General features: G+C 70.9%; 21 protein-coding genes. 14 read left to right on the top strand and 7 right to left on the bottom strand.

Annotated features, from left to right (window positions below):
- Positions 1–16: 16 nt before the first annotated feature.
- Positions 17–4,075 carry an ATP-dependent RNA helicase HrpA gene (hrpA, locus tag CCZ27_RS22410; protein WP_385961550.1) on the bottom strand — a complete coding sequence of 1,353 codons (4,059 nt, stop codon included), beginning with the start codon at positions 4,073–4,075 and terminating at the stop codon, positions 17–19.
- A 176-nt stretch (positions 4,076–4,251) separates the two neighbouring features.
- On the opposite strand from hrpA, the gene CCZ27_RS22405 reads away from it, so the two are divergent.
- The 9 genes from CCZ27_RS22405 to mgtE all read left to right on the top strand — a co-directional run bounded on the left by CCZ27_RS22405 (position 4,252) and on the right by mgtE (position 13,071).
- Positions 4,252–4,767: a DUF2478 domain-containing protein gene (locus tag CCZ27_RS22405; protein WP_096452908.1), complete on the top strand. Its 516-nt coding sequence runs from the start codon at positions 4,252–4,254 to the stop codon at positions 4,765–4,767.
- A 187-nt stretch (positions 4,768–4,954) separates the two neighbouring features.
- The gene (locus tag CCZ27_RS22400; RefSeq protein ID WP_096451969.1) at positions 4,955–5,779 is read left to right on the top strand and encodes an undecaprenyl-diphosphate phosphatase; all 825 of its coding nucleotides are present in this window, start codon (positions 4,955–4,957) and stop codon (positions 5,777–5,779) included.
- Positions 5,776–6,360 carry a YqiA/YcfP family alpha/beta fold hydrolase gene (locus CCZ27_RS22395; RefSeq protein WP_096451967.1) on the top strand — a complete coding sequence of 195 codons (585 nt, stop codon included), beginning with the start codon at positions 5,776–5,778 and terminating at the stop codon, positions 6,358–6,360. Before CCZ27_RS22400 ends, CCZ27_RS22395 begins: the two co-directional genes overlap by 4 nt.
- A complete protein-coding gene (locus tag CCZ27_RS24450) occupies positions 6,357–6,587 on the top strand; it encodes a hypothetical protein (RefSeq protein WP_232516503.1) in 231 nt (76 codons plus the stop codon). The genes CCZ27_RS22395 and CCZ27_RS24450 overlap by 4 nt, the downstream gene beginning before the upstream one ends.
- A 10-nt stretch (positions 6,588–6,597) precedes the next feature.
- The gene (gene rarD, locus CCZ27_RS22385) at positions 6,598–7,506 is read left to right on the top strand and encodes an EamA family transporter RarD (RefSeq protein ID WP_096451965.1); all 909 of its coding nucleotides are present in this window, start codon (positions 6,598–6,600) and stop codon (positions 7,504–7,506) included.
- A 442-nt stretch (positions 7,507–7,948) separates the two neighbouring features.
- On the top strand, positions 7,949–9,847 hold the full coding sequence (locus CCZ27_RS22380) for a ribonuclease catalytic domain-containing protein (protein ID WP_096452906.1): 1,899 nt from the start codon (positions 7,949–7,951) through the stop codon (positions 9,845–9,847).
- Between the two features lie 7 nt (positions 9,848–9,854).
- Positions 9,855–10,760 carry an energy transducer TonB gene (locus CCZ27_RS22375; protein WP_096451963.1) on the top strand — a complete coding sequence of 302 codons (906 nt, stop codon included), beginning with the start codon at positions 9,855–9,857 and terminating at the stop codon, positions 10,758–10,760.
- A gap of 37 nt (positions 10,761–10,797) precedes the next feature.
- Positions 10,798–11,490, top strand: a complete 693-nt coding sequence (gene mtgA / locus CCZ27_RS22370; RefSeq protein WP_096451961.1) for a monofunctional biosynthetic peptidoglycan transglycosylase — start codon at positions 10,798–10,800, stop codon at positions 11,488–11,490.
- A gap of 138 nt (positions 11,491–11,628) precedes the next feature.
- Positions 11,629–13,071 carry a magnesium transporter gene (gene mgtE, locus CCZ27_RS22365; protein ID WP_096451959.1) on the top strand — a complete coding sequence of 481 codons (1,443 nt, stop codon included), beginning with the start codon at positions 11,629–11,631 and terminating at the stop codon, positions 13,069–13,071.
- A gap of 42 nt (positions 13,072–13,113) precedes the next feature.
- On the opposite strand, the gene CCZ27_RS22360 is transcribed toward mgtE, so the two are convergent.
- From CCZ27_RS22360 to thiD, 6 genes are all read right to left on the bottom strand, one after another.
- Positions 13,114–15,450, bottom strand: coding sequence for a TonB-dependent receptor (locus CCZ27_RS22360; protein WP_232516502.1), 2,337 nt, complete (start codon positions 15,448–15,450; stop codon positions 13,114–13,116).
- Positions 15,451–15,631: 181 nt separating this feature from the next.
- Complete coding sequence (locus CCZ27_RS22355) at positions 15,632–16,276, bottom strand: response regulator (RefSeq protein ID WP_198363229.1); 645 nt, start codon at positions 16,274–16,276, stop codon at positions 15,632–15,634.
- Positions 16,251–17,648, bottom strand: coding sequence for a sensor histidine kinase (locus CCZ27_RS22350; RefSeq protein WP_096451957.1), 1,398 nt, complete (start codon positions 17,646–17,648; stop codon positions 16,251–16,253). The genes CCZ27_RS22355 and CCZ27_RS22350 overlap by 26 nt, the downstream gene beginning before the upstream one ends.
- Before the next feature lie 31 nt (positions 17,649–17,679).
- Positions 17,680–18,963: a glutamate-1-semialdehyde 2,1-aminomutase gene (gene hemL / locus CCZ27_RS22345; RefSeq protein WP_096451955.1), complete on the bottom strand. Its 1,284-nt coding sequence runs from the start codon at positions 18,961–18,963 to the stop codon at positions 17,680–17,682.
- A gap of 115 nt (positions 18,964–19,078) precedes the next feature.
- Positions 19,079–19,723 carry a thiamine phosphate synthase gene (gene thiE, locus CCZ27_RS22340; RefSeq protein ID WP_096451952.1) on the bottom strand — a complete coding sequence of 215 codons (645 nt, stop codon included), beginning with the start codon at positions 19,721–19,723 and terminating at the stop codon, positions 19,079–19,081.
- Positions 19,716–20,579 (bottom strand): bifunctional hydroxymethylpyrimidine kinase/phosphomethylpyrimidine kinase, encoded by an 864-nt coding sequence (thiD, locus tag CCZ27_RS22335; protein ID WP_198363227.1) that lies wholly within the window; start codon positions 20,577–20,579, stop codon positions 19,716–19,718. The genes thiE and thiD overlap by 8 nt, the downstream gene beginning before the upstream one ends.
- 126 nt (positions 20,580–20,705) lie before the next feature.
- Between thiD and CCZ27_RS22330 the strand changes: the two genes are divergently transcribed.
- The 5 genes from CCZ27_RS22330 (at position 20,706) to CCZ27_RS22310 (ending at position 24,465) form a co-directional block, all read left to right on the top strand.
- A complete protein-coding gene (locus tag CCZ27_RS22330) occupies positions 20,706–20,858 on the top strand; it encodes a rubredoxin (RefSeq protein ID WP_385961541.1) in 153 nt (50 codons plus the stop codon).
- 76 nt (positions 20,859–20,934) lie between these two features.
- Complete coding sequence (locus CCZ27_RS22325; protein ID WP_096451950.1) at positions 20,935–21,333, top strand: response regulator; 399 nt, start codon at positions 20,935–20,937, stop codon at positions 21,331–21,333.
- Positions 21,334–21,344: 11 nt separating this feature from the next.
- Positions 21,345–21,710 (top strand): response regulator, encoded by a 366-nt coding sequence (locus CCZ27_RS22320; RefSeq protein WP_096451948.1) that lies wholly within the window; start codon positions 21,345–21,347, stop codon positions 21,708–21,710.
- Positions 21,711–21,716: 6 nt separating this feature from the next.
- Positions 21,717–22,226 (top strand): chemotaxis protein CheW, encoded by a 510-nt coding sequence (locus CCZ27_RS22315; protein ID WP_096451946.1) that lies wholly within the window; start codon positions 21,717–21,719, stop codon positions 22,224–22,226.
- Between the two features lie 121 nt (positions 22,227–22,347).
- On the top strand, positions 22,348–24,465 hold the full coding sequence (locus tag CCZ27_RS22310) for a methyl-accepting chemotaxis protein (RefSeq protein WP_096451944.1): 2,118 nt from the start codon (positions 22,348–22,350) through the stop codon (positions 24,463–24,465).
- Positions 24,466–24,473 lie beyond the last annotated feature (8 nt).

Below are 24,473 nucleotides of genomic sequence, written 5' to 3'. Positions count from 1 at the left end.
CGACGCCGGCCGGGCCTCAGCGCGGCCGGCTTTCCCAGATCTTCTGCAGCCGCTTGGCCGACACCGGCATCGGCGTCCTCAGTTCCTGCGCGTACTGGCCCACGCGCAGTTCCTCGAGCAGCCAGCGGAAATCGTCCAGGAACGGATCGGCGACGCCCGCACGGCGCTTGGCGGCATGCTCGCGCTCCCATGCCTGCGCCAGCGTCTTCCACTCGGCCATCAACTGGGCGTCGCGCGCCGGGTTGTTACGGAACTTGTCGAGGCGCACCGCCGCCGCCTTCAGGTAGCGCGGGAAGTGGGACAGGCGCTCCCACGGGAAGGCGGTGAGGAAGTCCCCGGGCAGCAGGGCGGCGAGTTGGGCCTGCATGTCGGCAGCCAGTTCCGGGACCGTCTTCAGACCGGCGAGCCGCTTCTGCAGGCCGGCATGTTCGGTGACGAGCTGGCCGGCAAGGCGCATGAACTCCTGCGCCACCAGCGTGACGCGCGGCTTGGCTTCCGCGCACCGCCGGGCAAAAGATTCGGCGTCGGCAGGCAGAGGTTCCAGCAGGCAGCAGCGCGTCAGCGTCGCCTCGACCAGCCGCCCCTTGAGTTCGGCCTCGGTGCCGAAGTTCATGTACTGCAGCGCCAGTTCGCGCAGCCCCGGCAGTTTCTCGATCGCGCGCACCTGGTCCTTCAGGCTCAGCGCGAACAGGCGCGCCAGCCCCCTGCGATGGACGCGCGCCGCCTCTTCAGGCGTGTCGTAGGGGCGCAGCGACACGCAGTCGCCGTCATCGTGCAGCGCCGGGAAGCCGATCACGTCGCGGCCGGCGACCTTCACCTCGAGCAGTTCGGGCAGCGGGCCGAAAGTCCAGGCGGTGAAGCCCTCCGGCGCCGGTGGCGCGTCCCGCCTGCCCGCCTGCGGCGCCGGGCTCCGCCCCTCCCCCGCCCCTGGCGCCCGCCCCTCGCCGGCCACCGCGACTGCCGGGCCGCCTGCCTGCGACAGCGCCGCGGCCATGGCACCGCCGATCTTCGCGCCGCTGAAGCGCGCTGCCACCTGTTCGCGAAAACGCGTGCGCAGTTCGGCCAGGTTGCGCGACTGGCCGAGCATGCGGCCATGCTCGTCGATGACGCGGAAGTTCATGAAGCAGTGCGGCTTCAGGTTCTCGGGCCGGAAGCTCTCGAGCGGCAGCTTGAGCTGCACGCGCTCCTCGACGAAGCGCTGCAGCGCCTTCAGCAGCGGCTCGCCGGTGTCGAACTCGCCGGCCTCGAAGGCCGCCATGAAGGCCGCGGCGCTGTCGGCCATCGGCTGCAGGCGGTGGCGGTGCTTCTGCGGCGCCGTCTTGAGCAGCGCGGTGATCTTCTCTTCCAGCAGGCCCGGCACCAGCCATTCGCAGCGGTTGGCGGACACCTGGTTCAGCATCGCCAGCGGCACCGTCACGGTGACGCCGTCGTCGGCCTCGCCCGGCTTGTGCAGGTAGGCGAGCGCCAGCTTCTGGCCGAGCACCTCGAAGCGGGCCGGAAAGCGGTCGGTGGTCACGCCCTCGGCATCGTGGCGCATCAACTGGTCGCGCGTCAGATGCAGCAGCCGGGGCTCGCGCGCCTCCGCCTCCTTGCGCCAAGCCTCGAAGGAGGCCAGATCGAGCACGCCGGCCGGGAGCCTGCTGTCGTAGAAAGCCTCGATCAGCGTCTCGTCGACCAGCACGTCGGGCCTGCGCGACTTGTGCTCGAGGCGCTCGATCTCCGCCACCAGGCGCTGGTTGTGGGCGAAGAAGGGCATCGACCGCGCCGCGCCCTCGGCGATCTCGCCCGCCACCAGCCCGTCGCGGATGAAAAGCTCGCGGCACAGCTTCGGATCGGCGTCGCGGTAAGCCACGCCGCGCCGCGCATACAGCACCAGGCCGTGCACCGTCCCGCGCTCCCAGGCGCGCACGCTGCCCGCGCTCTTGGACCAGTGCGGCTCGAACACGGAGCGCTTGAGCAGATGCGCGCCGACTTCCTCCACCCATTCCGGCTCGATGCGCGCGATGCAGCGGCCGAACAGGCGCGAGGTCTCGACCAGTTCGGCCGCCATGATCCACTTGCCCGCCTTCTTCGCCAGCGCCGAACCCGGATGCGGCCAGAACTTGATGCCGCGCGCGCCGAGATAGCTGCCCGCCTGCGGCCCCGAGGCGTCTTCCACCTTGCAGCCGACGTGGCCGAGCAGACCGGACAGCAGCGCCTTGTGGATAGCCTCGTAGTTCGCCGGCTGCGCGTTCTCCTTCCAGCCGTGTTCGGCGCACAGCACGTGCAGTTGCGCATGCACGTCGCGCCACTCGCGCATGCGCAGGGCGGAAAGGAAGTGCTTCTTGCACCACGCCTTCTGCTTGCTCGACGACTCGTGGCGCTGCACTTCGTCCCACGCCTTCCACAAATGCAGGTACCACAGGAATTCCGAGCGCTGGTCCTGCTCGCCGCCGCGAAAGCGCGCATGCGCCTGGTCGGCCGCCCCCGGGCTGTCCTGCGGGCGCTCGCGCGGGTCCTGCACCGACAGCGCGGCGGCGATCACCACTACCTCGGCCAGGCAGCCGCGATCGCGCGCGGCGAGGATCATGCGGCCGACCTTGGGGTCCAGCGGCAGCGTGGCGAGTTCGCGGCCGACCGGCGTCAGCGTGCGCTCGTCGTCGTCGGTGACGGCGCCGAGTTCGGTCAGCAGCGCATAGCCGTCGCCGATCAGCCGGGAGCCGGGCGGATCGATGAAGGGAAAATCCTCCACCGCACCCAGCTTCAGCGACTTCATGCGCAGGATCACGCCGGCGAGCGACGAACGCAGGATCTCGGGGTCGGTGTGCGCCGGGCGCCGGGCGAAATCGTCCTCGCCGTAGAGGCGGAAGCAGATGCCGTCCATGACCCGGCCGCAGCGGCCGGCGCGCTGCTGCGCCGCCGACTGCGCGACCTTCTCGATCTGCAGTTGCTCGACCTTGTTGCGCGGCGAATAGCGCTTGACCCGCGCCAGGCCGGTGTCGACCACGTAGCGGATGCCGGGCACCGTCAGCGAGGTCTCGGCGACGTTGGTGGACAGCACCACGCGGCGGCCGCCGGAGGAGGCGAACACGCGCGCCTGCTCCTGCGCCGACTGGCGCGCGAACAGCGGCAGGATCTCGGTACCGGGCAGGTGATGGGCCTTTCTCAGCGCCTCGGCGGCCTCGCGGATCTCGCGCTCGCCGGGCAGGAACACCAGCACGTCGCCCGGGCCGCAGCGCTGCGCCTCGTCGACCGCATCGACCAGCGCATCGAGCAGGTCGCGGCCGCGCTCCCTGTCCTTCCGCTGCGCGGCGCGATCGTCGGCACGCGCCGGCGCGGCCTGGTCCTCGTCCGCCTCCACCGGGCGGTAGCGCAGTTCGATCGGATAGAGCCGGCCGGACACTTCGATCACCGGCGCCGCCCGTCCGGCGGCATCGGCGAAGTGCCGCGCGAAGCGGTCGGCATCGAGCGTGGCCGACGTCACGATCAGCTTCAGGTCGGGCCGCTTCGGCAGCAGCGTGCGCAGGTAGCCGAGCAGGAAGTCGATGTTGAGGCTGCGCTCGTGCGCCTCGTCGATGATGATCGTGTCGTAGGCGGCGAGCAGCGGATCGGTCTGCGTCTCGGCGAGCAGGATGCCGTCGGTCATCAGCTTGATGTGGCTGGACGCGCTCAGCTTGTCGGTGAAGCGGATCTTGTAGCCCACCGCCTGGCCGAGCGGGCTGTCCAGCTCCTGCGCGATGCGGCTCGCGGTGGCGCGAGCCGCCAGCCGGCGCGGCTGGGTGTGGCCGATCAGGCCCGCCGCGCCGCGGCCCAGCGCCAGGCAGATCTTGGGCAGTTGCGTGGTCTTGCCCGAGCCGGTCTCGCCGCAGACGATGATGACCTGGTGCGCGGCGAGCGCTGCGGCGATCTCCTCGCGCCGGCCCGAGACCGGCAGTTCGGCCGGAAAGCGGGGTTTCGGCAACGCCGCGATGCGCGCGGCGAGCGCGGCGCGCGAACGCTCGAGCAAGGCATCGAACTCCGCCTGCAGCCGCGCCCGGCGCTCCGCGGCGCGCGCCTCCTGCCGCTCGCCGGCCGGCCGGCGCAGGTCGCGCGCCATGCGGCGCAGGCGCGGACGGTCCGCGCTCAGGCAGTCGTCGAAGGAGGGCGCGCCGGGCGTGCGTCTGCTGTCGTGTTCAACCCGCATCGGTCTTCATCGTTTGATCGAGGCGCGCATTATCCCTGTGTTGCGGTGCGGGTGCGACAATGGCGGCCCGCCGCCGCTGCCTGCCCGCTATGCCCGCCACACCCATCGCCGCCATCGTCTACGGCCCCGACGACGACATGGAGAGCCTGCTGGCGCGCGTCGCCCGTACACTCGCCGCGCACGGCACGAGGCTGGGCGGCGTGATCCAGCACACCCATGCGGCTGACAATGACAGTTGCGGCATGCAGCTCGAGAATCTCGAGACCGGCGAGCGCTTCGGCCTGTCGCTCGCGGCCGCGCCCGGCGCCACCGCCTGCCGGCTCGACCCCGACGCGCTGGCCCGCGGCGCGGTAGCAATCCGGGACGCGGTCGCGCGTGGCGTCGAACTCCTCATCGTCAACAAGTTCGGCGCGCAGGAAGCCGCCGGCGCCGGGCTGCGCGCCGAAATGGGGCTGGCCGCGGCCGCCGGCATCCCGCTGCTGACTGCGGTCGCGGAGCGCTTCCTCGCCGATTGGCAGGCATTCGCCGGCCCCGACACCCAACTGCTGCCGCCCGACCCGGAGCGCGTGCTGGCATGGTGGATCGCGCCGCAAACCGACGCCTGACGCCCATGCAATGCCGCCCCGGCGGTGCCGCCCGCTTTCGGAACGAGCGCGCGAGGGGCTGAAAGACATCCTGCTCGGGGCTCATCCGGCCCTCGAGGCGTCGACGGGCACGCGCCCTCCCCGTCACCGCAGTGCACCATCACACCGCTATAATCGCCCGCTCCCCTTCACGACGACGGCGCCGCCCATGGATTTCCCCCTGCTCCTGATCGCCCTGATCCTCGGCATCGTCGAGGGCCTGACCGAATTCCTGCCGATCTCCTCGACCGGCCACCTCATCATCCTCGGCGACCTGCTCGGCTACAACGACGACGCCAGCAAGGTATTCAAGATCGTCATCCAGCTCGCCGCCATCCTGGCCGTGTGCTGGGATTACCGCGACCGGCTGATCAAGGTCGCCGTCGACCTGCCGCGCGAACGCAGCGCGCAGCGCTTCGTCGGCCTGCTCTTCGTCGGCTTCCTGCCGGCCGCCGTCCTCGGCCTGATGTTCCACTCGGTCATCAAGGGCGTGCTGTTCAACCCGATCACCGTCGCCACCGCGCTGATCGTCGGCGGCTTGATCATCCTGTACGTGGAAAAGCGCAGCTATCACCCGCGCGTCACGTCGGTGGACGATCTGCGCTGGAGCGACGCGCTGAAGGTGGGGTTCGCGCAGGCGCTGGCGATGATCCCGGGCACCTCGCGCTCCGGCGCCACCATCATCGGCGGCATGATCTTCGGCATGTCGCGCAAGACGGCGGCGGAGTTCTCGTTCTTCCTCGCCATCCCGACGATGTTCGCGGCCACCGTCTACGACCTGTACAAGAACGGCTCGCTGCTGCACGCCTCCGACCTGCCAGTGTTCGCCGTCGGCTTCGTCGCCTCGTTCTTCGCCGCCATGTGGGCGGTGAAGGGCTTCATCCGCTTCATCTCCAACCATACCTTCGTCGCCTTCGCCTGGTACCGCATCGTCTTCGGCATCGTCGTGCTGGCGACCTGGAAGCTGGGCCTGGTCGACTGGAGCACGCCGTGATCGTGTACCTGCACGGCTTCCGCTCGGCCCCGGCTTCGATCAAGGCGCAGGCACTGAAGCGCCGCCTGGAAGCACGCGGCCTGGGCCATGCCTTCTGGTGCGAACAGTTGCCGCCGTCGCCGCGTGCGGCGATCGCGCTCGCCGAGGAACAGCTTGCGCGCTGCAAGGCGCAGGGCATCGCCACGACGCTGGCCGGCAGTTCGCTTGGCGGCTACTACGCCACCTGGCTCGCCGAACGCCACGGCCTGCGCGCCGCGCTGGTCAATCCGGCAGTCGTCGCGCCGCTGGAGCTGGGCGCCTACGTGGGCGAGCAGACCAACATGTACACGGGCGAATCCTTCCTCTTCACCGGGCAGCACATCGACGAACTGCGCGCGCTCGAAGTGCCCGCCGTCACCCGTCCGGAGCGCTACTGGCTGCTGGTCGAGACCGGCGACGAGGTGCTCGACTACCGCCACGCCGTGGCGAAATACCCCGGTGCCCGGCAGACCGTGCTCGAGGGCGGCGATCACAGCTTCACGCGCTGGGAAGACTACCTCGACGAACTGATCGCCTTCGCCGGTCTGACGCCGGCAGCATGAGCAGCGCCGCCGGCTTCGATCCGCGCCGCTTCAAGGCCCTGGAGCGCGCGGGCTTCGACCGCATCGCAGCACGCTACGCCGATGGCGCACGCCTGCACGCCACCCTGGCCGACGCGCTGCCCGCCGCCGTGGGCGCCGAACTCGAAGCCTATCGCGCCGCCGATGGCGGGGCGGGCCACGCGATGCCCGCCCGCGCCCTGGTCGCGGTCGCCCGCCGTCCGTCCTGAGGCCCTGCCGATGTCCACTCCCGCGCCGGGCACCACCCAGCTTCGCCACGGCGCCCTCGCCGCGCTCACCGCCTTCGCCGTCTGGGGCCTGTCGCCGCTGTACTTCCGCGCCATCGGCAGCGTTTCGCCCTTCGAGATCGTCGCCCACCGCGTGCTGTGGTCGGTGGTCTTTCTCGCCGGTCTCCTCGCCTTCGTGCCGGCCAGCGGCGGATTCCGCGGCATCTGGGCGATCCGCCGGCAGCCGCGCCTGCTCGGCCTGCTGGCGCTCACCGCGCTGCTCACCGGCAGCAACTGGCTGGTCTTCCTGTGGTCGATCGATGCCGGCCGCCTGATCGAGGCCAGCCTGGGTTACTTCATCAATCCGCTGGTCAGCGTGCTGCTGGGCCGGATGTTCCTCGGCGAACGGCTGCGTCCGCTGCAGCGCGCGGCGCTCGGCGTGGCCGTGGCCGGGGTGGCGTGGCGCGTATGGCAGCTCGGCAGCCCGCCGTGGATCCCGCTCTTCCTCGCCGGCACCTTCGGTCTCTACGGCCTGCTGCGCAAGCGCGCGCCGGTCGATGCGATCGGCGGCCTGTTCATCGAGACCGTCATCACCGCCCCGCTCGCCATCGCCTGGCTGGCCTGGCTGACGCACGACGGCAGGCTGGCCTTCGGCTCCTCGCTCTACGTCGACGCCATGCTGCCGCTGGCCGGCGTGCTGACCGCGGTGCCGCTGGCGTTGTTCGCGGTCGGCGCCAAGCGCCTGCCGCTGGCCACCGTCGGTTTCCTGCAGTTCATCGCCCCGAGCCTGAACTTCCTGCTTGCCGTGCTGGTGTTCCGCGAGCCGTTCGACAGCGGGCAACTGGTCGGATTCGTGCTGATCTGGGCCGCGCTGGCGATCTACTCGGTGGACATGCTCCGCGTGGCGAGATCCTCCGCCTGAGCACGAGACGAAAGACCCTTCATCCAGACCGGCGACACGGCAGGTCTGGAGCCGGGGGATGCGTGGAGTGGGCGAGGACTGTCCGAGCACCGAGCGCAGCGAGGGCGAGTTCCGCAGCCAACGGAACGCATCCCCCGGCTCCAGACCGGATTCGGGAGACTCGCGGGCGGAGACCATCCGAGTCCCGATCGAAGCGAGGTCGGATTCCACAGCCAGCGGAACACATCCCCGCTCCAGACCGGATTCGGAAGACTCGCGGAACGGGCGGGAGCATCCGAGTCCCGATCGAAGCGAGGTCGGGCTCCACAGCCAGCGGAACGCATCCCCGCTCCGGACCGGATTCCGCGCATTCGTGCCATCGCCCGCCGCGCGCGAAACCGGAACTTCGGCGTCCGGCCGAATCCAGTAAACTACCGAACTTGCTTTTCACTGGCGGATGCCGATGTTCGTGCTGTTCGAAGAGGACGGGGCCTTCAAGGCCGGAACGGTCCTCGCTGATAACGATGCCACGCTGCAGGTGGAGACGACCCACGGCAAGCGGGTCAAGCTCAAGCGCGCGAACGTGCTGCTGGATTTCCGCGAGCCCGGCCCGGCCGATCTGCTGGCCCGCGCCGAAGCCGGCGCCGAGGACCTCGACCTGGAATTCCTCTGGGAAGTGTGCGGCGACGACGAGTTCGGCTTTGCCGAATTCGCCGCCGAATACCACGGCCATCCGCCGTCGGCGACGGAAGCGGCCACCGTGCTGCTGCGCCTGCATTCGGCGCCGATGTGGTTCCACCGCAAGGGCAAGGGGCGCTTTCGCAAGGCCCCGGCCGACATCCTGCAGGCAGCGCTCGCCGGGCTGGAAAAGAAGAAGCAGCAGGCGGCCGCGGTCGAGCACATGCGCGGCGAACTGATAAACGGCCGCATGCCGCCGGAACTCGCCGCGCTGCTGCCGCAGGCCCTCTACCGGCCCGACCGCAACCGCATCGAGATCAAGGCGCTGGAAGCCGCCTGCGTGGACAGCGGCCTGTCGGCGCCGCGGCTGCTGCTGAAGTGCGGCGCACTCGCCTCGAGCTACGACTTCCACTACAACCGCTTCCTGTTCGAGCAGTTTCCCGAGGGGCCGGCCTTCCCCGCCTTCGAGCCGGCGGCGCTGCCCGCCGGCCTGCCGCGCGCGGAGGTGGCCGCGTTCTCGATCGACGACGCCTCGACCACCGAGATCGACGACGCCTTTTCGGTGACGCCCCGCGCCGAGGGCGGCTGGCGCATCGGCATCCACATCGCCGCGCCGGCGCTGGGCTTCGGACGCGGCTCCACGCTCGACGCGATCGCGCGCCACCGGCTGTCCACCGTGTACATGCCGGGCAACAAGATCACCATGCTGCCCGACGAGGTGGTCTACGCCTTCACGCTGGCCGAGGGGCGCGACTGCCCGGCGGTGTCGCTGTACCTCGACGTCACGCCCGGGCTGGCCATCGTCGGCGAGGAATCCCGCGTCGAGATGGTGCCCATCGTCACCAACCTGCGCCACCACGACATCGAGCCGGTGTTCAACGACTGCACGGTGCACGAGGGCGGCCCGGACTTCCCATGGAAGCGCGAGCTGACCGTGCTGTGGGATCTCGCCACCGTGCTGGAGGCCGGCCGCGGCAAGCCGGCCGCCAACGAAGACCGGATCGACTACAGCTTCAGCGTCGACTGGACCCGGCACACCGCCGACGGCCCCGGCCACGTCAGCATCGGCCGGCGCCTGCGCGGCTCGCCGATGGACAAGCTGGTGGCGGAACTGATGATCCACGCCAACATGACGTGGGGCAGGCTGCTCGACGAGGCCGGCGTGCCCGGCCTGTACCGCGCCCAGGGCGGCGGCAAGGTGCGCATGACCACCGTCGCCGCACCCCACGAGGGGCTGGGCGTGGACTGCTACGCTTGGTCGAGTTCGCCGCTGCGGCGCTATGTGGACCTCGTCAATCAGTGGCAGATCATCTCGGTGCTGCACGGCACCGAACCCGCCTTCGCCCCCAGGTCGGCCGAACTGATGGCCGCGCTGCGCGACTTCGAACTCACCTACGCCGACTACGCCGAGTTCCAGCGCCAGATGGAACGCTACTGGTGCGTGCGCTGGCTGCGCCAGCACGGCCTCGGCCCGGTCGAGGCCACGGTGCTGCGCGAGAACGTGGTGCGGCTGGAGCAGATTCCGCTGGTGTTCAAGGTACCGTCGATGCCCCTGCAGATGCCCGGCAGCCGGGTGAGACTGCAGGTGGAGAACACCGACCTGTTCGACGTCGAGGTGGCGGCGCGCTTCGTGCAGATCCTGTCCGAGCCGCAGGCGCCGGCCGACGCCGAGTACGCGGGCTGACCCCTCCATGCGCATCGCCGCGCCCGCCCTCTCCCCGCCGGCCGGCGCGCGGCACGCCGGCGCGCATCGCCTCGTCAGCCGCGGGCTGGGCATCGCGCTGGCGATCTCGCTGATGCTGCACGGCCTGGTCCTGAGCCTGCAGTTCCGCCCGCCCGAGGGCAAGCCGGCGCGCGATCGCGGCCTGGAAGTCGTGCTGGTGAATGCGCGCCACGCGAAGCCGCCGCAGAAGGCCGACGTGCTGGCGCAGGCCAACCTCGCCGGCGGCGGCACCAGCGACAAGAAGGACGCGCGTCCGAAATCGCCGCTGCCGCCGCAGAACGCCCGCCGCGACGGCGACGCGCTCGTCGAACAGAAGCGGCGGCAGCCGCAGCAGGCGCAGGCGCAGCAGCAGGTCCTGACGCGCGACAAGGCCGCCGCGTCGGTGGCCAGCCGGCCGCAGCAGACCGAGCAGCCGACGTCGCCGCCGGTCGTCAGCGGCCTCGACCTGCTCGACAGCGCCGCCGCCGTCGCCCGCCTGGAAGCCCAGATCGACCGCTCCCTGGACGAGTTGTCCAAGCGCCCGCGCACCCAGTTCATCGGCGCGCGCGCCAGGGAATACCGCTTTGCGCAGTACGTGGAGGACTGGCGGCAGAAGGTCGAGCGCATCGGCACGCTCAACTACCCGGACGCGGCGCGCGGCAGGATGTATGGCAGCCTGCTGCTGTCGGTCACCATCCGCGCCGACGGCTCGGTCGAGCGCGTCGGCGTGCATCGCAGTTCGGGGCACAAGGTGCTGGACGACGCGGCGGTGCGCATCGTCAGGATGGCCGCGCCCTACGCCCCCTTCCCGCCCGACATCCGGCGCGATACCGACATGATCGAGATCACGCGCACCTGGACCTTCACCAACGCCGACGAGGTGCGGGCGAATTGAGCCCGGCCGGCCCGCGCGACCGCGCCGGAGCCCCGTCGTGAGGACGGCGCTGCGCTGGATCGGCCGCGCGCTGGCGATCGCGCTCGCGCTGCTGATCGTGTGGCAGATCGCGCTGCTCACCCAGGTGATCTGGTGGAGCCGCTTCGACCCGGCCAGCACCAGCTTCATGCGGCTGCGCCTGGACGAACTGCGCGCACGGGACCCGGAAGCCCGGCTGCGCCACCAGTGGGTACCCTACGAGCAGATTTCGATCCACCTGAAACGCGCCGTCGTCGCCGCCGAGGACGACAGCTTCGTCGACCACGAGGGCTTCGACTGGGAAGGCATCGAGCGCGCGCTGGAAAAGAACGAACGGAAGGGGCGGGCCGTGGCCGGCGGCTCGACGATCAGCCAGCAACTGGCGAAGAACCTTTTCCTGTCGCCATCGCGCAGCTACCTGCGCAAGGCGCAGGAGGCGGTGATCACCGTGATGATCGAGCGGTTGTGGACCAAGCGCCGCATCCTCGAGGTGTATCTGAACGTGGTGGAGTGGGGCCAGGGCGTCTTCGGCGCCGAAGCCGCGGCGCGGCGCTACTACGGCATTCCGGCCAGCCGCCTGGGCCCGGCCGAGGCGGCCCGGCTGGCGGTGATGCTGCCCGATCCGCGGCGCTACGAGCGCAGCTTCGGCCCGCGGCTGGCGGCGCACGCGGAGCGCATCCGGCGCCGCATGGCCTACTCGCAGGTGCCCTGAAACGCGCCCGGCCCGACGCGCCGGGCCGCGCCGCGGCGACGCGGCATCCCCGCGCCAAAGGCGCCGCCTCCGGGGTCGCGTGCGGCGCACCAAGCCCGTAGAATCGCGGTTCTCCCGACCACCCGAGCCCGCTGCGCGATGACCCAGGAAGAGGAACGCCACGCCGACGACGTCCAGCAGCACCTGCGTGAAGTGCAGGCGCTGCTCGCACGGCAGAAGGTCGTGGAGGACCTCGTCCACCGCCAGGACATGCCGCGCCACGAACTGGTCGAAAACCTCGTGCACAAGCAGCACGAGGCCGGGCTGCGGGCCAAGCTGGACGAACTGCACCCCGCCGACATCGCCTACATCCTCGAGGCGCTGCCGCTCGAGGAACGCCTGTACGTCTGGGACCTGGTGAAGGCCGAGCGCGACGGCGAGATCCTGCTCGAAGTCTCGGATGCGGTGCGCGAATCGCTGATCGAGACGATGGCGCCGGAAGAGCTGAAGGCCGCGGCGGAGACGCTGGACGCCGACGAACTCGCCGACCTCGCCCCCGACCTGCCGCCCGAGGTCATCCAGGACGTCTTCCAGTCCCTCGACAGCGAGGGCCGCGAGCAGTTGCGCGCGGCGATGTCCTACCCCGAGGATTCGGTCGGCGCGCTGATGGACTTCGACATGGTGACGGTGCGCGAGGACGTCACGCTCGAGGTCGTGCTGCGCTACCTGCGCCGCTTCGACGAACTGCCCGACCACACCGACAAGCTCTTCGTGATCGACCGCGACGACCACCTGAAGGGCATCCTGACGCTCGAATCGCTGCTGATCACCGACCCCGAGACCCTGGTCGCCGACGTGATGCGCAGCGAGCCGGTCATCAGCTTCACGCCGGAAGACGACGCCGGCGAGGCGGCGCAGGCGTTCGAGCGCTACGACCTGGTGTCGGCGCCCGTCATCGGCGACGGCAAGCGCCTGATCGGCCGCCTGACCGTGGCCGACGTGGTGGACTACATCCGCGAGGAATCCGAGGCCGAGATCCTGAGCCAGGCCGGCCTGCGCGAAGAGGAAGACATCTTCGCCTCGGTGTGGGATTCGGTGAAGAACCGCTGGTCGTGGCTGGCCGTCAACCTCGTCACCGCCTTCGTCGCCTCGCGCGTGATCGGCCTGTTCGAGGGCTCGATCGAGAAGCTCGTCGCGCTCGCGGCGCTGATGCCCATCGTCGCCGGCATCGGCGGCAATTCCGGCAACCAGACGATCACCATGATCGTGCGCGCGATCGCGATGGGCCAGGTGGAACCGTCCGCCATGCAGCGCCTGCTGAAGAAGGAACTCGGCGTGGCGCTGGTGAACGGCCTCGTCTGGGGCGGGCTGCTCGGCGTGCTGGCGTGGGTGCTGTACGACAGCGTGTCGCTGGGCGTGGTGATGACGGCGGCGATGACGCTCAACCTGCTGCTCGCGGCCAGCGCGGGCGTGCTGATCCCGATGATGCGCCAGAGCCTGGGCGCCGACCCGGCGATCGGCGGCTCGGTGATGATCACCGCGCTCACCGACTCGGGCGGCTTCTTCATCTTCCTCGGCCTGGCCACGCTGTTCCTGCTCTGATACAAGCGGGCCGCGCGCGGGAGCGGTGCGGCCCGGAACCGCTCAGCGCCCCCAGGCGTAGCGCAGCCCCACCCACGCGGCGCGCGGCGCGCCCGGCGCGACGAACTGCTCGCTGCGCCACTGGTCGGTATCGGGCTGGAAGGCGTTGCCCGGGCCGGTGAAGGGGTTTTCGGCCAGCGCGCCCGCAGTCGCGTAGCGCTGGTCGAAGACGTTGTCGACGCGGCCGAACAGCGTCCAGCCGCCGCTCAGCCGATAGTCGGCGCTCAGGTTCACCACCGCGTAGCCCGGCAATTCGCCACGGCCGCGGAACCCGTCGCCGGCCTTGTGGCGGTTGTTCTCGTTGCCGCGCACGTACTGGCCCGAATACGCGACCAGGCCGGCGCCCACGCGCAGGTCGTCGTTCGCGCGCCAGCTCAGCGCCAACTTCAGCCCGTGTTCCGGCAGGCCCGGAATGCGGTCGCCGCGGCCGACGCGGATCTGTTCTTCGCCACAGCCCGGGTCGCTTTCGGCGGTGCTGTTGTTCTCGGCGACGATGCAGGCGGAAGACTGGAAGGTGGCGCGCAGCCAGTTGTAATTGACCTGCCACTCCAGCGCCCCCGCGTTGCCGCCGATGCCGAGTTCGACGCCCTCGCGCCGCGTCTTGCCGAAGTTGGTGAAGTAGCCGGCGCTGGTCGAGGTGCCGACGAACAGGATGTCGTCGCGGCTGGTGGTGCGGAACACGCTGGCGTTCCACTGCATGCCGCCCGCCAGCCGGCCGCGCACGCCCAGCTCGAAGGTGCGCGCCACGACCTGCTCGAGGAAGGGGTCAGAGGCGAGCGCGTTGGGCAGCGTGCAGGGCTTTTCCGGATTGGCGCAGCCCAGCTCGATCGGCGTCGGCGCGCGGTTGCCCTGGCTGTAGCCGCCATACACGGTGAGCGCCGGGCTTGCCTGCCAGGTCAGGCCCAGCGCGGGGTTGAGCTTGTGGTAGGTGTAGTCGCCATCCAGGTTGTCGGGCTCACCGGGCTCCAGGCGGTCGCGGTTGATCACGCGCGTGCGGTTGTAGCGCAGCGCGCCGGTCAGTTGCACCGTGGGCCCCAGGGCGACGCTGTCGGTCAGGTATATCGACGTGGTGCGCGTGCGGCCGGACAGGCTGTTCTCGAGTTCCGCATCCTCGTCCACCTCCACGCCGCGGTTGGCGGTCAGCCGCCCTTCCTGCGCGGTCTGGCGGAAATCGGCATGGCTGCGGTCGTGCGAGGCGCCGACGGCGAACTGGTGCGCGCCGGCAAAGCGCGTCCATTGCAGCGCGACGCCGTACGCGCGCTGGTTGGTGGCGGTGCGGTTGAGCACGCCGCTGAGGTCGAACGCCGGGTCCTCTTCCAGCGCGTCCTCGTAGTCGTCGTTGCCATCGCCGTTCAGCGTGCGCGTGCGCGTGCGCCGCACATAGGCCGAGGCCGACAACTGGTCCACGTCGCTCAACCAGTGCGTGCCGGCCAGCGTCAGCATGCTCATGCGGTTCCGGGTCTGGTCGGGGTGGGTGAAGATCGCCTCGTCGCGCCGCCGGCGCAGGCTTTCCGGCACCAGGCCGTTGCCGATCAGGTCGGTGTTGGCGTGGATCACGCTCATCGACAGATCGGTACGGTCGGACTTCCATCCCAGCCGGCCGAAGAACTGCGCCACCTCGGAGGGCGAATGGTCGCGCCAGCCGTCCTCCTTCATGCCTTCGGCGGACACGAACCAGTTCAGCGCATCCTTGCTGCCGCCGTGCTGCAGGCTCAGCATGCGGCGATCGAACGAGCCGGCTTCGGCCTCGATCTCGGTGCCGGGATGGGTGTCGCCGCGCTTGGTCCGCAACGCCAGCGCGCCGCCCAGCGTGTTGAGGCCGTACAGCGGGTTGGAACCGGGCACCACGGCCATCGAGGCGATGGCCGCCCTGGGAATCAGGTCCCAGTTGACGACGTCGCCGAAGCCTTCGTTCACCCGTACGCCGTCGACATACACCGACAGCCCCTGCGGCGTGCCGAGCAGCGGCGACACGGTGAAGCCGCGGTAATTGACGTCGGCCTGGTAGGGGTTGCCCTGGATCTCGTTGACCGTCACGCTGCCCAGCCGCCGCTGCATCGCCTCGCCCAGCGACACGCCGCCCGCCTCGCGCACCTGGCGGCCGTCCAGGGTCTGCAGGTTCGCCGGCACCTGGTCCCTGGGCAGATCGATGCCGGGCAGCGGCGTGGTGCCCACCACGACGGTGGGGGCGAGCTGGGTGGGTTCCTCCGCCGCGTGAGCCGCACCAGCGGCCGCCAGGGCGGCAATGAAGGCGATCGTCGAGTAGCCGCAGCACGCCGGCGCCTGCGTCGGCCGGCGGATATGGCGCACGGGTTCACAGCCTGCGTGTGCTTGCATCATGTTTGCCTCCCTGGTTTTTCCTGCCGAAGCCGCTTTGCCGCGCCGTCGGCCGGCGCGGCTCGGTGACCGCGCCGGCCGCGCACGGCGGCCGACGGGCCTCGATCGATTCTAGGGATGGCGGCGGTGCGGCACCCGGGAGTCGCCCCCGGCGAAACCGGGAATTCTTCCCGGCATCGCGCCTTCAGGCCCCGTGGGTGGGGAAGGCGATCAGGCCGAGGCGCACTGCCTCGCGGATCAGCTTGAAATCGTTGTCCGCGTCGAGCTTGCTGCGGATGGCGGACAGGTGGTTGTGCACCGTCTTCGGGCTGAGATGCATGCTGTTGGCGATGTCGGCCGACGAATCGCCGCTCACCGCCAGGCGCAGGACCTCGAACTCGCGCGGGGTGAGGCGCGCGAGCGCCTGCTCGCCGTCGAGCGAGGAGCGCGCGAGCACTTCCAGGATGTCCGCCGAAAAGATCCGCCGCCCCGCTGCGACCGCGCGGATCGCATCGAACAGTTCGGTCGGTTCGCTGCTCTTGGTCAGGTAGCCGAGCGCGCCGGCGCGCATCGCCTGGGTCACGTAGCCGGCATGATCGTGCATGGACAGCACCAGTACCCTGAGCGCCGGCGCGCGCGCGAGCATGCGGCGGATGGCCTCGATGCCGCTGCAGCCGCGCAGGCTGAGATCCGCCACCGCCACGTCGATACCGCCGCGCGCCACGCAGGCGCACGCCTCGTCCGCCGTCGCCGCTTCGGCCACGACCTCGAACCCGCACTCGGCATCGAGCAGGCGGCGGTAGCCGGTGCGCACCACGGCGTGGTCATCGAGCAACAGGATGCGGATCATCGTGCAGATCTCCCTCGTCCACTTCGTCCTCTACCCTTGCGCCCTCGTCCGCTTCGGGCAGCCACAACTCCAGTTGCAGCCCGCCCAGCGCGGATTGCCCCAGGCTCAGCCGGCCTCCCGCCATCTCGGCGCGCTCGCGCATGCCGAGCAGGCCGCCGCCCGCACGCAGGGAGTCGGCCTGCCCGCAGCCGTCGTCGCCGACGACCAGCCGCACGCCGCCCGGCACCGCCTGCAGGCGGACCGCCGCGCGGCCGGCGCCGCTGTGGCGCAGCACGTTGGTGAGCGACTCCTGCAGGCAGCGGTACAGCGCCAGCCCGGCTTCCGGCGCCAGGCGGGGCAGGCGCCCGGGCAGTTCGACGTCGAGCGCGATGCCGCCGGCGCGGGCCCGCCAGTGCTGCACCAGTTCGGCCAGTGCATCGCGCATGCCCAGCCCGCCCAGCCCATGCGGACGCAGTTGGCGCAGCAGGCCGCGCACATGGGACGACATGCGCGCGGCCTCGGTGCGCGCATCGCGGGCGCAGTCGGTGATTCCTGCAGCATCGGCGGTCCCGGCATGGCGCTCGATGAACGCGGTGGCGGCGCCGATGGCGGCGAGCGACTGCCCGAACTCGTCATGCAGTTCGCGCGCGAGTTCGCGGCGCTCCGCCTCCTGCACGCCGATGAGCCGGCGCGCGAGCGTGGTTTCGGCGGCGCGCGCGGCCGCGAGGCTGGCGGCGAGGCGGTCGACGGCGGCGGCGATGCGGTCGAATTCCTGCAGCTCGAAGCGCGGCAGGGCCGCCTGCTCTTCGCCGCGCGCGAGCCGCGCCAGCCCCTGCTCCAGTTCGCGCACCGGTGCGAGTGCGCGGTGCGCCGCACGCCAGGTGGCGAACACGGTGACGCAGGCGAACAGCGCCAGCACGCCGAGCATGCGCAGCCCGTCGCGCAGCACCTCGCGGATCTCGGCGCGCGGGTCGGCGCGGATCACCAGCACCTCGTCGCCGATGGCGATGCGCTGCTCGTCCGTCGCACCACCCGGCAGGCGCGCGGCGAGCCAGTCGAGCGGATCGGCTGCTCCGGAACGGCGCGACTGCTCCAAACCGGGACGCTCCAGCGATACCGCGACGTGGCGCAGTTCGCCGGCCTCCAGCAGGCGCTTGAGCGCCGCGGTCTGCCCGCCCCCGGCCTCGCCGATGCCCAGCAGGAGTTCGGCCAGCCGGCCCGACGCCGCCACTTCCTCGGACACGTCGCGCGTCAGCGCGAGCGCGACCATCGCGCAGCCGGCGGCCAGCAGCGCGGCGGCCAGCAGGGAGAGGCGGGTGGCGAGGCGCCAGCGCAAGTCCATCGACGAGACCTCGGTCGGCAACACGCCGAGCCGCAGCAATCGCCGTGCCATCCGCTGCGGCACGGCCCCGCGCGATGGGCTGCTAACGCAGCGCGGCGAACACCGCCCGCGCCGCGGCGACGGTGGCGTCGATCTCCGCCTCGCCGTGCGCGGCGGACACGAAGCCGGCCTCGAAGGCCGACGGCGCGAAATAGTGGCCGGCCTCCAGCATGGCGTGGAAGAAGCGGTTGAAGCGCTCCCGGTCGGAGGCCATCACGTCGGCGAACGAGGCCGGGACGCCGGCGCTGAAATACACGCCGAACATGCCGCCGACCGCATCGGCGCTGAAGCTCACGCCGGCCTCGCGCGCCGCCGCCGACAGCCCGTCCGCCAGCCGCGCCGCGCGCGCGGCGAGCGCGTCGTAGAAGCCCGCCTCGCGCGTCAGCCTGAGCGAGGCCATGCCCGCCGCCACCGCCACCGGGCTGCCCGACAGCGTGCCGGCCTGATACACCGGGCCGAGCGGCGCGATCTTTTCCATGATGTCGCGCCGGCCGCCGAAGGCGCCCACCGGCATGCCGCCGCCGATCACCTTGCCGAGCGTGGTGAGGTCCGGCGTGATGCAGTACAGCCCCTGCGCGCCCTGCGGCCCCACGCGAAAGCCGGTCATCACCTCGTCGAAGATCAGCACCGCGCCGTACTGCGTGCACAGGCGGCGCAGCCCTTCGAGGAAGCCCGCCCTGGGCTTGACCAGGTTCATGTTGCCCGCCACCGGCTCGACGATCACCGCGGCGATCTCGTCGCCGCGCGCCTTGAACACCGCCTCGGCCTGATCGAGGTCGTTGTAGTCGAGCACGATGGTGTGCTTGGCGAAGTCGGCCGGCACCCCGCCCGAGGACGGATTGCCGAAGGTCAGCAGGCCGGAGCCCGCCTTCACCAGCAGGCTGTCGGCGTGGCCGTGGTAGCAGCCCTCGAACTTGATGATCGCATCGCGCCCGGTGTGGCCGCGCGCCAGGCGGATCGCACTCATCGTCGCCTCGGTGCCGGAACTGACCAGGCGCACCATGTCGACCGAGGGCAGCAGTTCGCAGATGAGTTCGGCCATGTCGACCTCGCTCGCGGTCGGCGCGCCGAAGGACAGGCCCTTGAGCGCCGCCTCGCGCACCGCCTCGACGATGGCCGGATGCGCATGGCCGGTGATCGCCGGCCCCCAGGACCCCACGTAGTCGATGTAGACCTTGCCGTCGGCATCCCACACGCGCGCGCCTTCGGCGCGCTCGATGAAGCGCGGCGTGCCGCCCACCGAGCGGAAGGCGCGGACGGGCGAATTGACGCCGCCGGGGATGGTGCGCTGGGCGCGCTGGAAAAGGGCTTCGTTGCGGCTGTTCATGGTCGTCCTGGCAGGCGGTGCTGTGCGAAAGCCCACATTGTGACGCCGCGCCGCGGCAAGGGTCCACCACCCGGATCAAGGCGGTGACGGGATGGCGGAAGAGCGGCAGCCCCGCTCAGGCCGGCAGGCCGAACAGCGGACGGTAGGCCGCGGCGCGCGCCGCCGGGTCTGCCGCGGCGAACACGTCGCTGATCACCGCCAGCAGGTCGGCGCCGGCGGCGATCACCGGCGCGGCGGCGTCGAGCGTGATGCCGCCGATCGCCGCCACCGGCAACTGCAGTTCACGCCGGGCGCGCGTCAACAGTTCGAAGGGCGCACGCGGTGCCTGCGGCTTGGACGGCGATGCGAACATCGCGCCGAAGGCCACGTAGTCCGCCCCCGCCTGCGCGCCGCGCCGCGCGCGGTCGAACTCGCCGTAGCAGGTCACGCCGAGGATGCGGCCGGCGCCGAGCGCCGCGCGCGCCGCCGCGGGATCGCCGTCGTCGCGGCCCAGGTGCACGCCGTCGGCGCCGATCGCCAGGGCGAGCGGCAGGTCGTCGTTGATCAGCAGCGGCACGCCGGCGGCGCGGCACAGCGCCAGCAGCGCCTGCGCCTGCTCGCGGCGCAGCGCCGGGCCGGCGGGCTTGTTGCGGTATTGCAGCAGCGCCGGCCGGCCCTGCAGCACGCGCCCGGCCAGCGCCAGCAGGTGCGCGGTGCCGGCCTCGTCGGGAGTCACCGCATACAGGCCGCGCAGGCGTTCGGGAGGACAGCGTTCAGGCATCGCCGGTCTCGCGGCCGCGCGCCCAGAAGAAGCGGTCCGGCACGGCGCGACCCATGCCGGGGCGATAGGCGTGGCGCAGCGTCTGCTGCGCGAACTCCTGCGCCTCGCGCACGGCCTCGGGCATCTCCATGCCGTGGGCCAGCGCGGCCGCGGCGGCGGCGGCCAGGGTGGCGCCGGCGCCGAGGTAGCGGCCGGGCAGGCGGTCCCAGGCATCGGTCCGGATCAGGCCGTCGCGGCCGTAGAGGCGATTCACCACCCGCGGCCCGCGCTCGCCGCCGCCGGTCAGCAGCACGTATTCGGTCCCTTCCTCGAAGAGGCGCGCCACCGCCTCCTGCGCGTCAGACGTGCCGGCGGACTCGTCTTCGTCCCCGTCGTCGCCGTCCGCCGCATCGTCGATGCCCGTGAGCCGGCACAGCTCGTGGCGCCCGGCCACCAGCAGGGTCGTCTGCGGCACGATCAGGTCGGCCAGCGCGGCAACGTAGTCCTCCTCCCCCGCCCACTCCGCGCCGGCGTACAACGCAGGTTCGAGCACGAGCGGCACGTCGGGGTAGTCGGCCATCACTTCGGCGATCCGCGCGACGTTCTCGACGCTGCCGCAGAAACCGATCTTGAACGCCGCCACCGGCACGTCCTCCAGCACGGCGCGCGCCTGGTCCACCAGCAGGTCGCCGTCGGCCGGCCAGGACTCGTCGACGCTGCGCGTGTCGCGCACGATGCCGGCGGTCTGCACCGCGAGCGGATGGCAGCCCATGCTGGAAAGCGTCAGGATGTCGGACACCAGCCCGCCTCCGCCGGTCGGGTCACCGGGGGCGAAACACAGCACGACGGGGGGCGTATCGGGTACGGCGATGGCCATGGAGGAAAGCGGGTGCCGTTGCCGGGCAGCGGCACCCATGCGTTAAGATTTGCGCGATTCTAGCGCCGCACGCATTTTTCTTCTCAAGTTGCCTCCCTCATGGCCGATATGTCGTACAAGACTTACATGTGTCTGATCTGCGGTTTCATCTATGACGAAGCCGCGGGCCTGCCCGACGAAGGCATCGCGCCCGGCACGCGCTGGGCGGACGTGCCGCCGAACTGGACCTGCCCCGAATGCGGAGCGCGCAAGGAAGACTTCGAACTCGTCGAGATCTGAACGCAGCCCGGGCCGCGGCGCGGGCGCTGCCCGCTCCCGCCTCCCAGACGCTCCCCACGCCCACGGAAATGACAGCATGGATCTTGCCGGACTCAAGGTGATGGTCATCGACGACAGCAACACCATCCGCCGCAGCGCCGAGATCTTTCTCGGCCAGGCGGGCTGCCAGGTGCTGCTCGCCGAGGATGGTTTCGACGCACTGGCGAAGATCGCCGACCATCATCCCGACGTCGTCTTCGTCGACATCATGATGCCGCGCCTCGACGGCTACCAGACCTGTGCGCTGATCAAGAAGAATTCGCGCCTGTCATCCACGCCGGTGATCATGCTGTCGTCGAAGGACGGGCTCTTCGACCGCGCCCGCGGGCGCATGGTCGGATCGGACGAATACCTCACCAAACCCTTCACCAAGGACAGCCTGCTGCGCGCGGTGGCCACCCACGCCGCGCGCGCCGCGCGGCTGAGTCCGGAGTGACCGCAACGCTCATGACGATCAGCAAAATCCTCGTGGTGGACGATTCGCCCACCGAGCGCCTGGCCCTCACCGAAGTGCTGGCCAGGCACGGCTACCACGTCATCACCGCGGAAAGCGGCGAGGACGCCATCGCCAAGAGCCGGACCGAGAAGCCCGACCTCATCCTGATGGACGTCGTCATGCCCGGCATGAACGGCTACCAGGCCACGCGGACCATCTCGCGCAGCGACGCCACGCGCAGGATCCCCATCATCATGTGCACCAGCAAGGGGCTGGAGACCGACAAGATCTGGGGTATGCGCCAGGGCGCCTACGACTACCTGGTGAAGCCGGTCGACCACGCCGAGCTGCTCGCCCGCATCAAGGCGATGGACTGAACGCCGATGTCCAGACGCATCAGCCTGCGCGAGTTCCAGGAAAACCTCGCCAAGCGCCTCGCCGAGGCGAAGACGGGCGAGCGCCGCGGACTGCTCGGCTTCCAGGCCGGCAGCATGAACTGGCTGATCGATCTCGCCGAATCCGGCGAGATCCTGCCGTCGCCGCCGCTGTCCCCGGTTCCCCTCACCAAGCCCTGGTACGTCGGCCTGGCCAACGTGCGGGGCACGCTGTACGGGGTGATCGATTTCGCCCTGTTCCACGACGACCCGCCCACCGCCCCCGGCGGCGCGGCGCGGCTGCTGCTGGTGGGCGCGCGCCACGGCGCCAACTGCGCGCTGCTGGTGAGCCGCATCGCCGGCCTGCGCAGCCACGAAGACTTCGAGCCCGACGCTGCGCCCGATCCGCATCCATGGGTAGCGCGGCGGCTGCACGACGTGCAGGGCCGGCTCTGGCTGCAGCTCGACGCCGGCCGGCTGCTGGCGCAGCCGGCATTCCTCGACGCGGGCCTCGAATGAGCGCGGCGAAGCCCGCGGCAGGCACGCGGCGGTCGGCACGAATCCGTTTTCCCCTTTCCGACTCACTACCTGCCGCGCACGGGAGGGCAAGGCATCGCCCCCCGGCGGCGGAGCACGCGACATGGCTTTGAAGTTCTCTCTGGGCAAGAAAAAGACGATCGACGACGTTTCCGCCGCCGAAAGCACCCGCATCCTGGACACGGCCGCGCCCGGCACGGCCCCTGGCGGCGACGCCGGCACGGCACGCGTCTTCCCGCAGCGGATGCGCAGGCTGGGCATCCTGTTCGCCGTGCTGGCGCTGGTCACCGCCGCGCTGGCGGTCTACCAGGCGCGGCGTTCCGCCGACGCGACCTCGCACGTCGCCGCCGCCACCGAGATGCAGATGCTGTCGCAGCAGATCGCGAAGGCGGCGCAGCAGGCGCTGCTGGGCAATGCCGATGCCTTCACCGAACTGCAGGCCGGCCGCGGCCGCTTCGCCGGCCTGCTGCAGGCGCTGAAGGAAGGCGGGCAGATCGACGGGGTGCGCGTCCCGGAGATCCCCGACGCCGCGCGCCCGCAGCTCGACGCGCTGTCCGAGGCATGGCGGCAGACCGACCACGACACGTCGCAGTTGCTCGCGCAGCAGAAGAACCTGGTCACGCTGAACGCCGCGGCGGACGCCATCAATGCCGACAACGCGCGGCTGCTCGAACTCTCGGAGCAGGTCGCCGCGCTCGCGCTGCAGGGCAACGCCAATGCGCGCGACATCGCCGCGGCCAACAGCACGGTGATGCTGACCCAGCGCATCGCCAAGAACGCCAACGCCCTGCGCGTGGCCGACGCGATCGACCCCGACGTCGCGGTCGCTCTCGGCAAGGACGCGAACACGCTGCGCGAACAGCTCGACCGCCTGGCGCAGATGCGCGGCGACGCCGAACTGCACGCCCGCATCGCCGAACTGGGTAATGCGGCCCAGGGCAGCTTCCAGGCCGTCGCCGGCATCCTGGGCGACATCCGCCTGCTGGTCCAGGCGAAGCAGGCCGGCAGCCGCATCTTCCGCGACTCGGTGCCGCTGCTCGCCTACAGCAAGGAACTGGCCTCCAGCCTCGCCGAAGCCTATCGCGGCTTCGACGCGATCACGCTGGCGACCCTGCTCGGCGCGCTGCTGGCGGTGACGGTGCTGGTGCGCATGGCGCGCCTCTACAACCACGACGTCGCCTCGCGCCGCGCCGAAACCGAGGCCCAGCGCCTGGCGGCGGAGAACGAACGCAACCTGACGCAGCAGGCCATCCTGCGCCTGATGAACGAGATGGGCGACCTCGCCGACGGCGACTTGACGGTGCGCGCCACGGTGACCGAGGACATCACCGGCGCCATCGCCGATTCGGTGAACTACACGGTCGAAGAACTCTCGGTGCTGGTGCGCCGCATCAACGACGCCGCCAACCGCGTGACCGCCGCCACCGAATCGGCGCAGCGGACCTCGAACGAACTGCTGCTCGCCACCGAACGCCAGTCGCACGAGATCGAAGGGGCCGGCACCACCGCGCAGCGCATGGCCGAGTCGATGACCGCCTCTTCCGAACGGGCGCTGGCCTCCGCACAGGTGGCGCGGCGCTCGCTGGATGCGGCGCACAAGGGCGCCGGCGCGGTGGAGGACACCATCGAGGGCATGAACGACATCCGCGACAAGATCCAGGAGACCGCCAAGCGCATCAAGCGGCTGGGCGAATCCTCCCAGGAGATCGGCGAGATCGTCGAGCTGATCTCCGACATCACCGAGCAGACCAACGTGCTGGCGCTCAACGCCGCCATCCAGGCCGCCTCAGCGGGCGAGGCCGGGCGCGGCTTCACCGTGGTCGCCGAGGAGGTGCAGCGCCTGGCCGAACGTTCGGCCGAGGCCACCAAGCAGATCGCCGCGATCGTGAAGACCATCCAGACCGACACCCAGGACGCCGTCGGCGCGATGGAGAACGCCACCCGCGACGTGGTCGACGGCGCGCGCCTGACCGACGCCGCCGGCCAGGCGCTGGCGGAGATCGGCGACGTGTCGCTGGAAACCGCCCGCCTCATCGAGCAGATCTCGTCCGACACGCAGCAGCAGGCCGCCACCGCCAGCCGGGTGGCGGCGACGATGCGCGACATCCTGACCATCACCGAGCAGACGACGCTGGGCACCAAGCAGACCGCGGTGTCGATCGGCCAGCTCGCCGACCTCGCCGTCGAGCTGAAGGGTTCGGTCTCCGGCTTCAAGGTCTGACCGGCCGC

Source organism: Thauera sp. K11 (assembly GCF_002354895.1).
GTDB classification, from domain to species: Bacteria; Pseudomonadota; Gammaproteobacteria; order Burkholderiales; family Rhodocyclaceae; genus Thauera; species Thauera sinica.
The sequence above is the reverse complement of the archived record's forward strand: the minus strand, read 5'-3'. Positions and strand labels throughout refer to the sequence as shown.

Coding starts and splice junctions, on each gene's coding strand:
- CCZ27_RS22320 (WP_096451948.1), top strand. CDS start 21,345: ATGACGATCAGCAAAATCCTCGTGGTGGACGATTCGCCCACCGAGCGC.
- CCZ27_RS22315 (WP_096451946.1), top strand. CDS start 21,717: ATGTCCAGACGCATCAGCCTGCGCGAGTTCCAGGAAAACCTCGCCAAG.
- hemL (WP_096451955.1), bottom strand. CDS start 18,963: ATGAACAGCCGCAACGAAGCCCTTTTCCAGCGCGCCCAGCGCACCATC.
- thiE (WP_096451952.1), bottom strand. CDS start 19,723: ATGCCTGAACGCTGTCCTCCCGAACGCCTGCGCGGCCTGTATGCGGTG.
- mgtE (WP_096451959.1), top strand. CDS start 11,629: ATGACCCAGGAAGAGGAACGCCACGCCGACGACGTCCAGCAGCACCTG.
- CCZ27_RS22355 (WP_198363229.1), bottom strand. CDS start 16,276: ATGATCCGCATCCTGTTGCTCGATGACCACGCCGTGGTGCGCACCGGC.
- CCZ27_RS22360 (WP_232516502.1), bottom strand. CDS start 15,450: ATGATGCAAGCACACGCAGGCTGTGAACCCGTGCGCCATATCCGCCGG.
- CCZ27_RS22325 (WP_096451950.1), top strand. CDS start 20,935: ATGGATCTTGCCGGACTCAAGGTGATGGTCATCGACGACAGCAACACC.
- thiD (WP_198363227.1), bottom strand. CDS start 20,579: ATGGCCATCGCCGTACCCGATACGCCCCCCGTCGTGCTGTGTTTCGCC.
- rarD (WP_096451965.1), top strand. CDS start 6,598: ATGTCCACTCCCGCGCCGGGCACCACCCAGCTTCGCCACGGCGCCCTC.
- CCZ27_RS22380 (WP_096452906.1), top strand. CDS start 7,949: ATGTTCGTGCTGTTCGAAGAGGACGGGGCCTTCAAGGCCGGAACGGTC.
- CCZ27_RS22400 (WP_096451969.1), top strand. CDS start 4,955: ATGGATTTCCCCCTGCTCCTGATCGCCCTGATCCTCGGCATCGTCGAG.
- CCZ27_RS22310 (WP_096451944.1), top strand. CDS start 22,348: ATGGCTTTGAAGTTCTCTCTGGGCAAGAAAAAGACGATCGACGACGTT.
- CCZ27_RS22405 (WP_096452908.1), top strand. CDS start 4,252: ATGCCCGCCACACCCATCGCCGCCATCGTCTACGGCCCCGACGACGAC.
- CCZ27_RS22375 (WP_096451963.1), top strand. CDS start 9,855: ATGCGCATCGCCGCGCCCGCCCTCTCCCCGCCGGCCGGCGCGCGGCAC.
- CCZ27_RS22350 (WP_096451957.1), bottom strand. CDS start 17,648: ATGGCACGGCGATTGCTGCGGCTCGGCGTGTTGCCGACCGAGGTCTCG.
- CCZ27_RS22330 (WP_385961541.1), top strand. CDS start 20,706: ATGTGTCTGATCTGCGGTTTCATCTATGACGAAGCCGCGGGCCTGCCC.
- CCZ27_RS24450 (WP_232516503.1), top strand. CDS start 6,357: ATGAGCAGCGCCGCCGGCTTCGATCCGCGCCGCTTCAAGGCCCTGGAG.
- hrpA (WP_385961550.1), bottom strand. CDS start 4,075: ATGGCGCGCGACCTGCGCCGGCCGGCCGGCGAGCGGCAGGAGGCGCGC.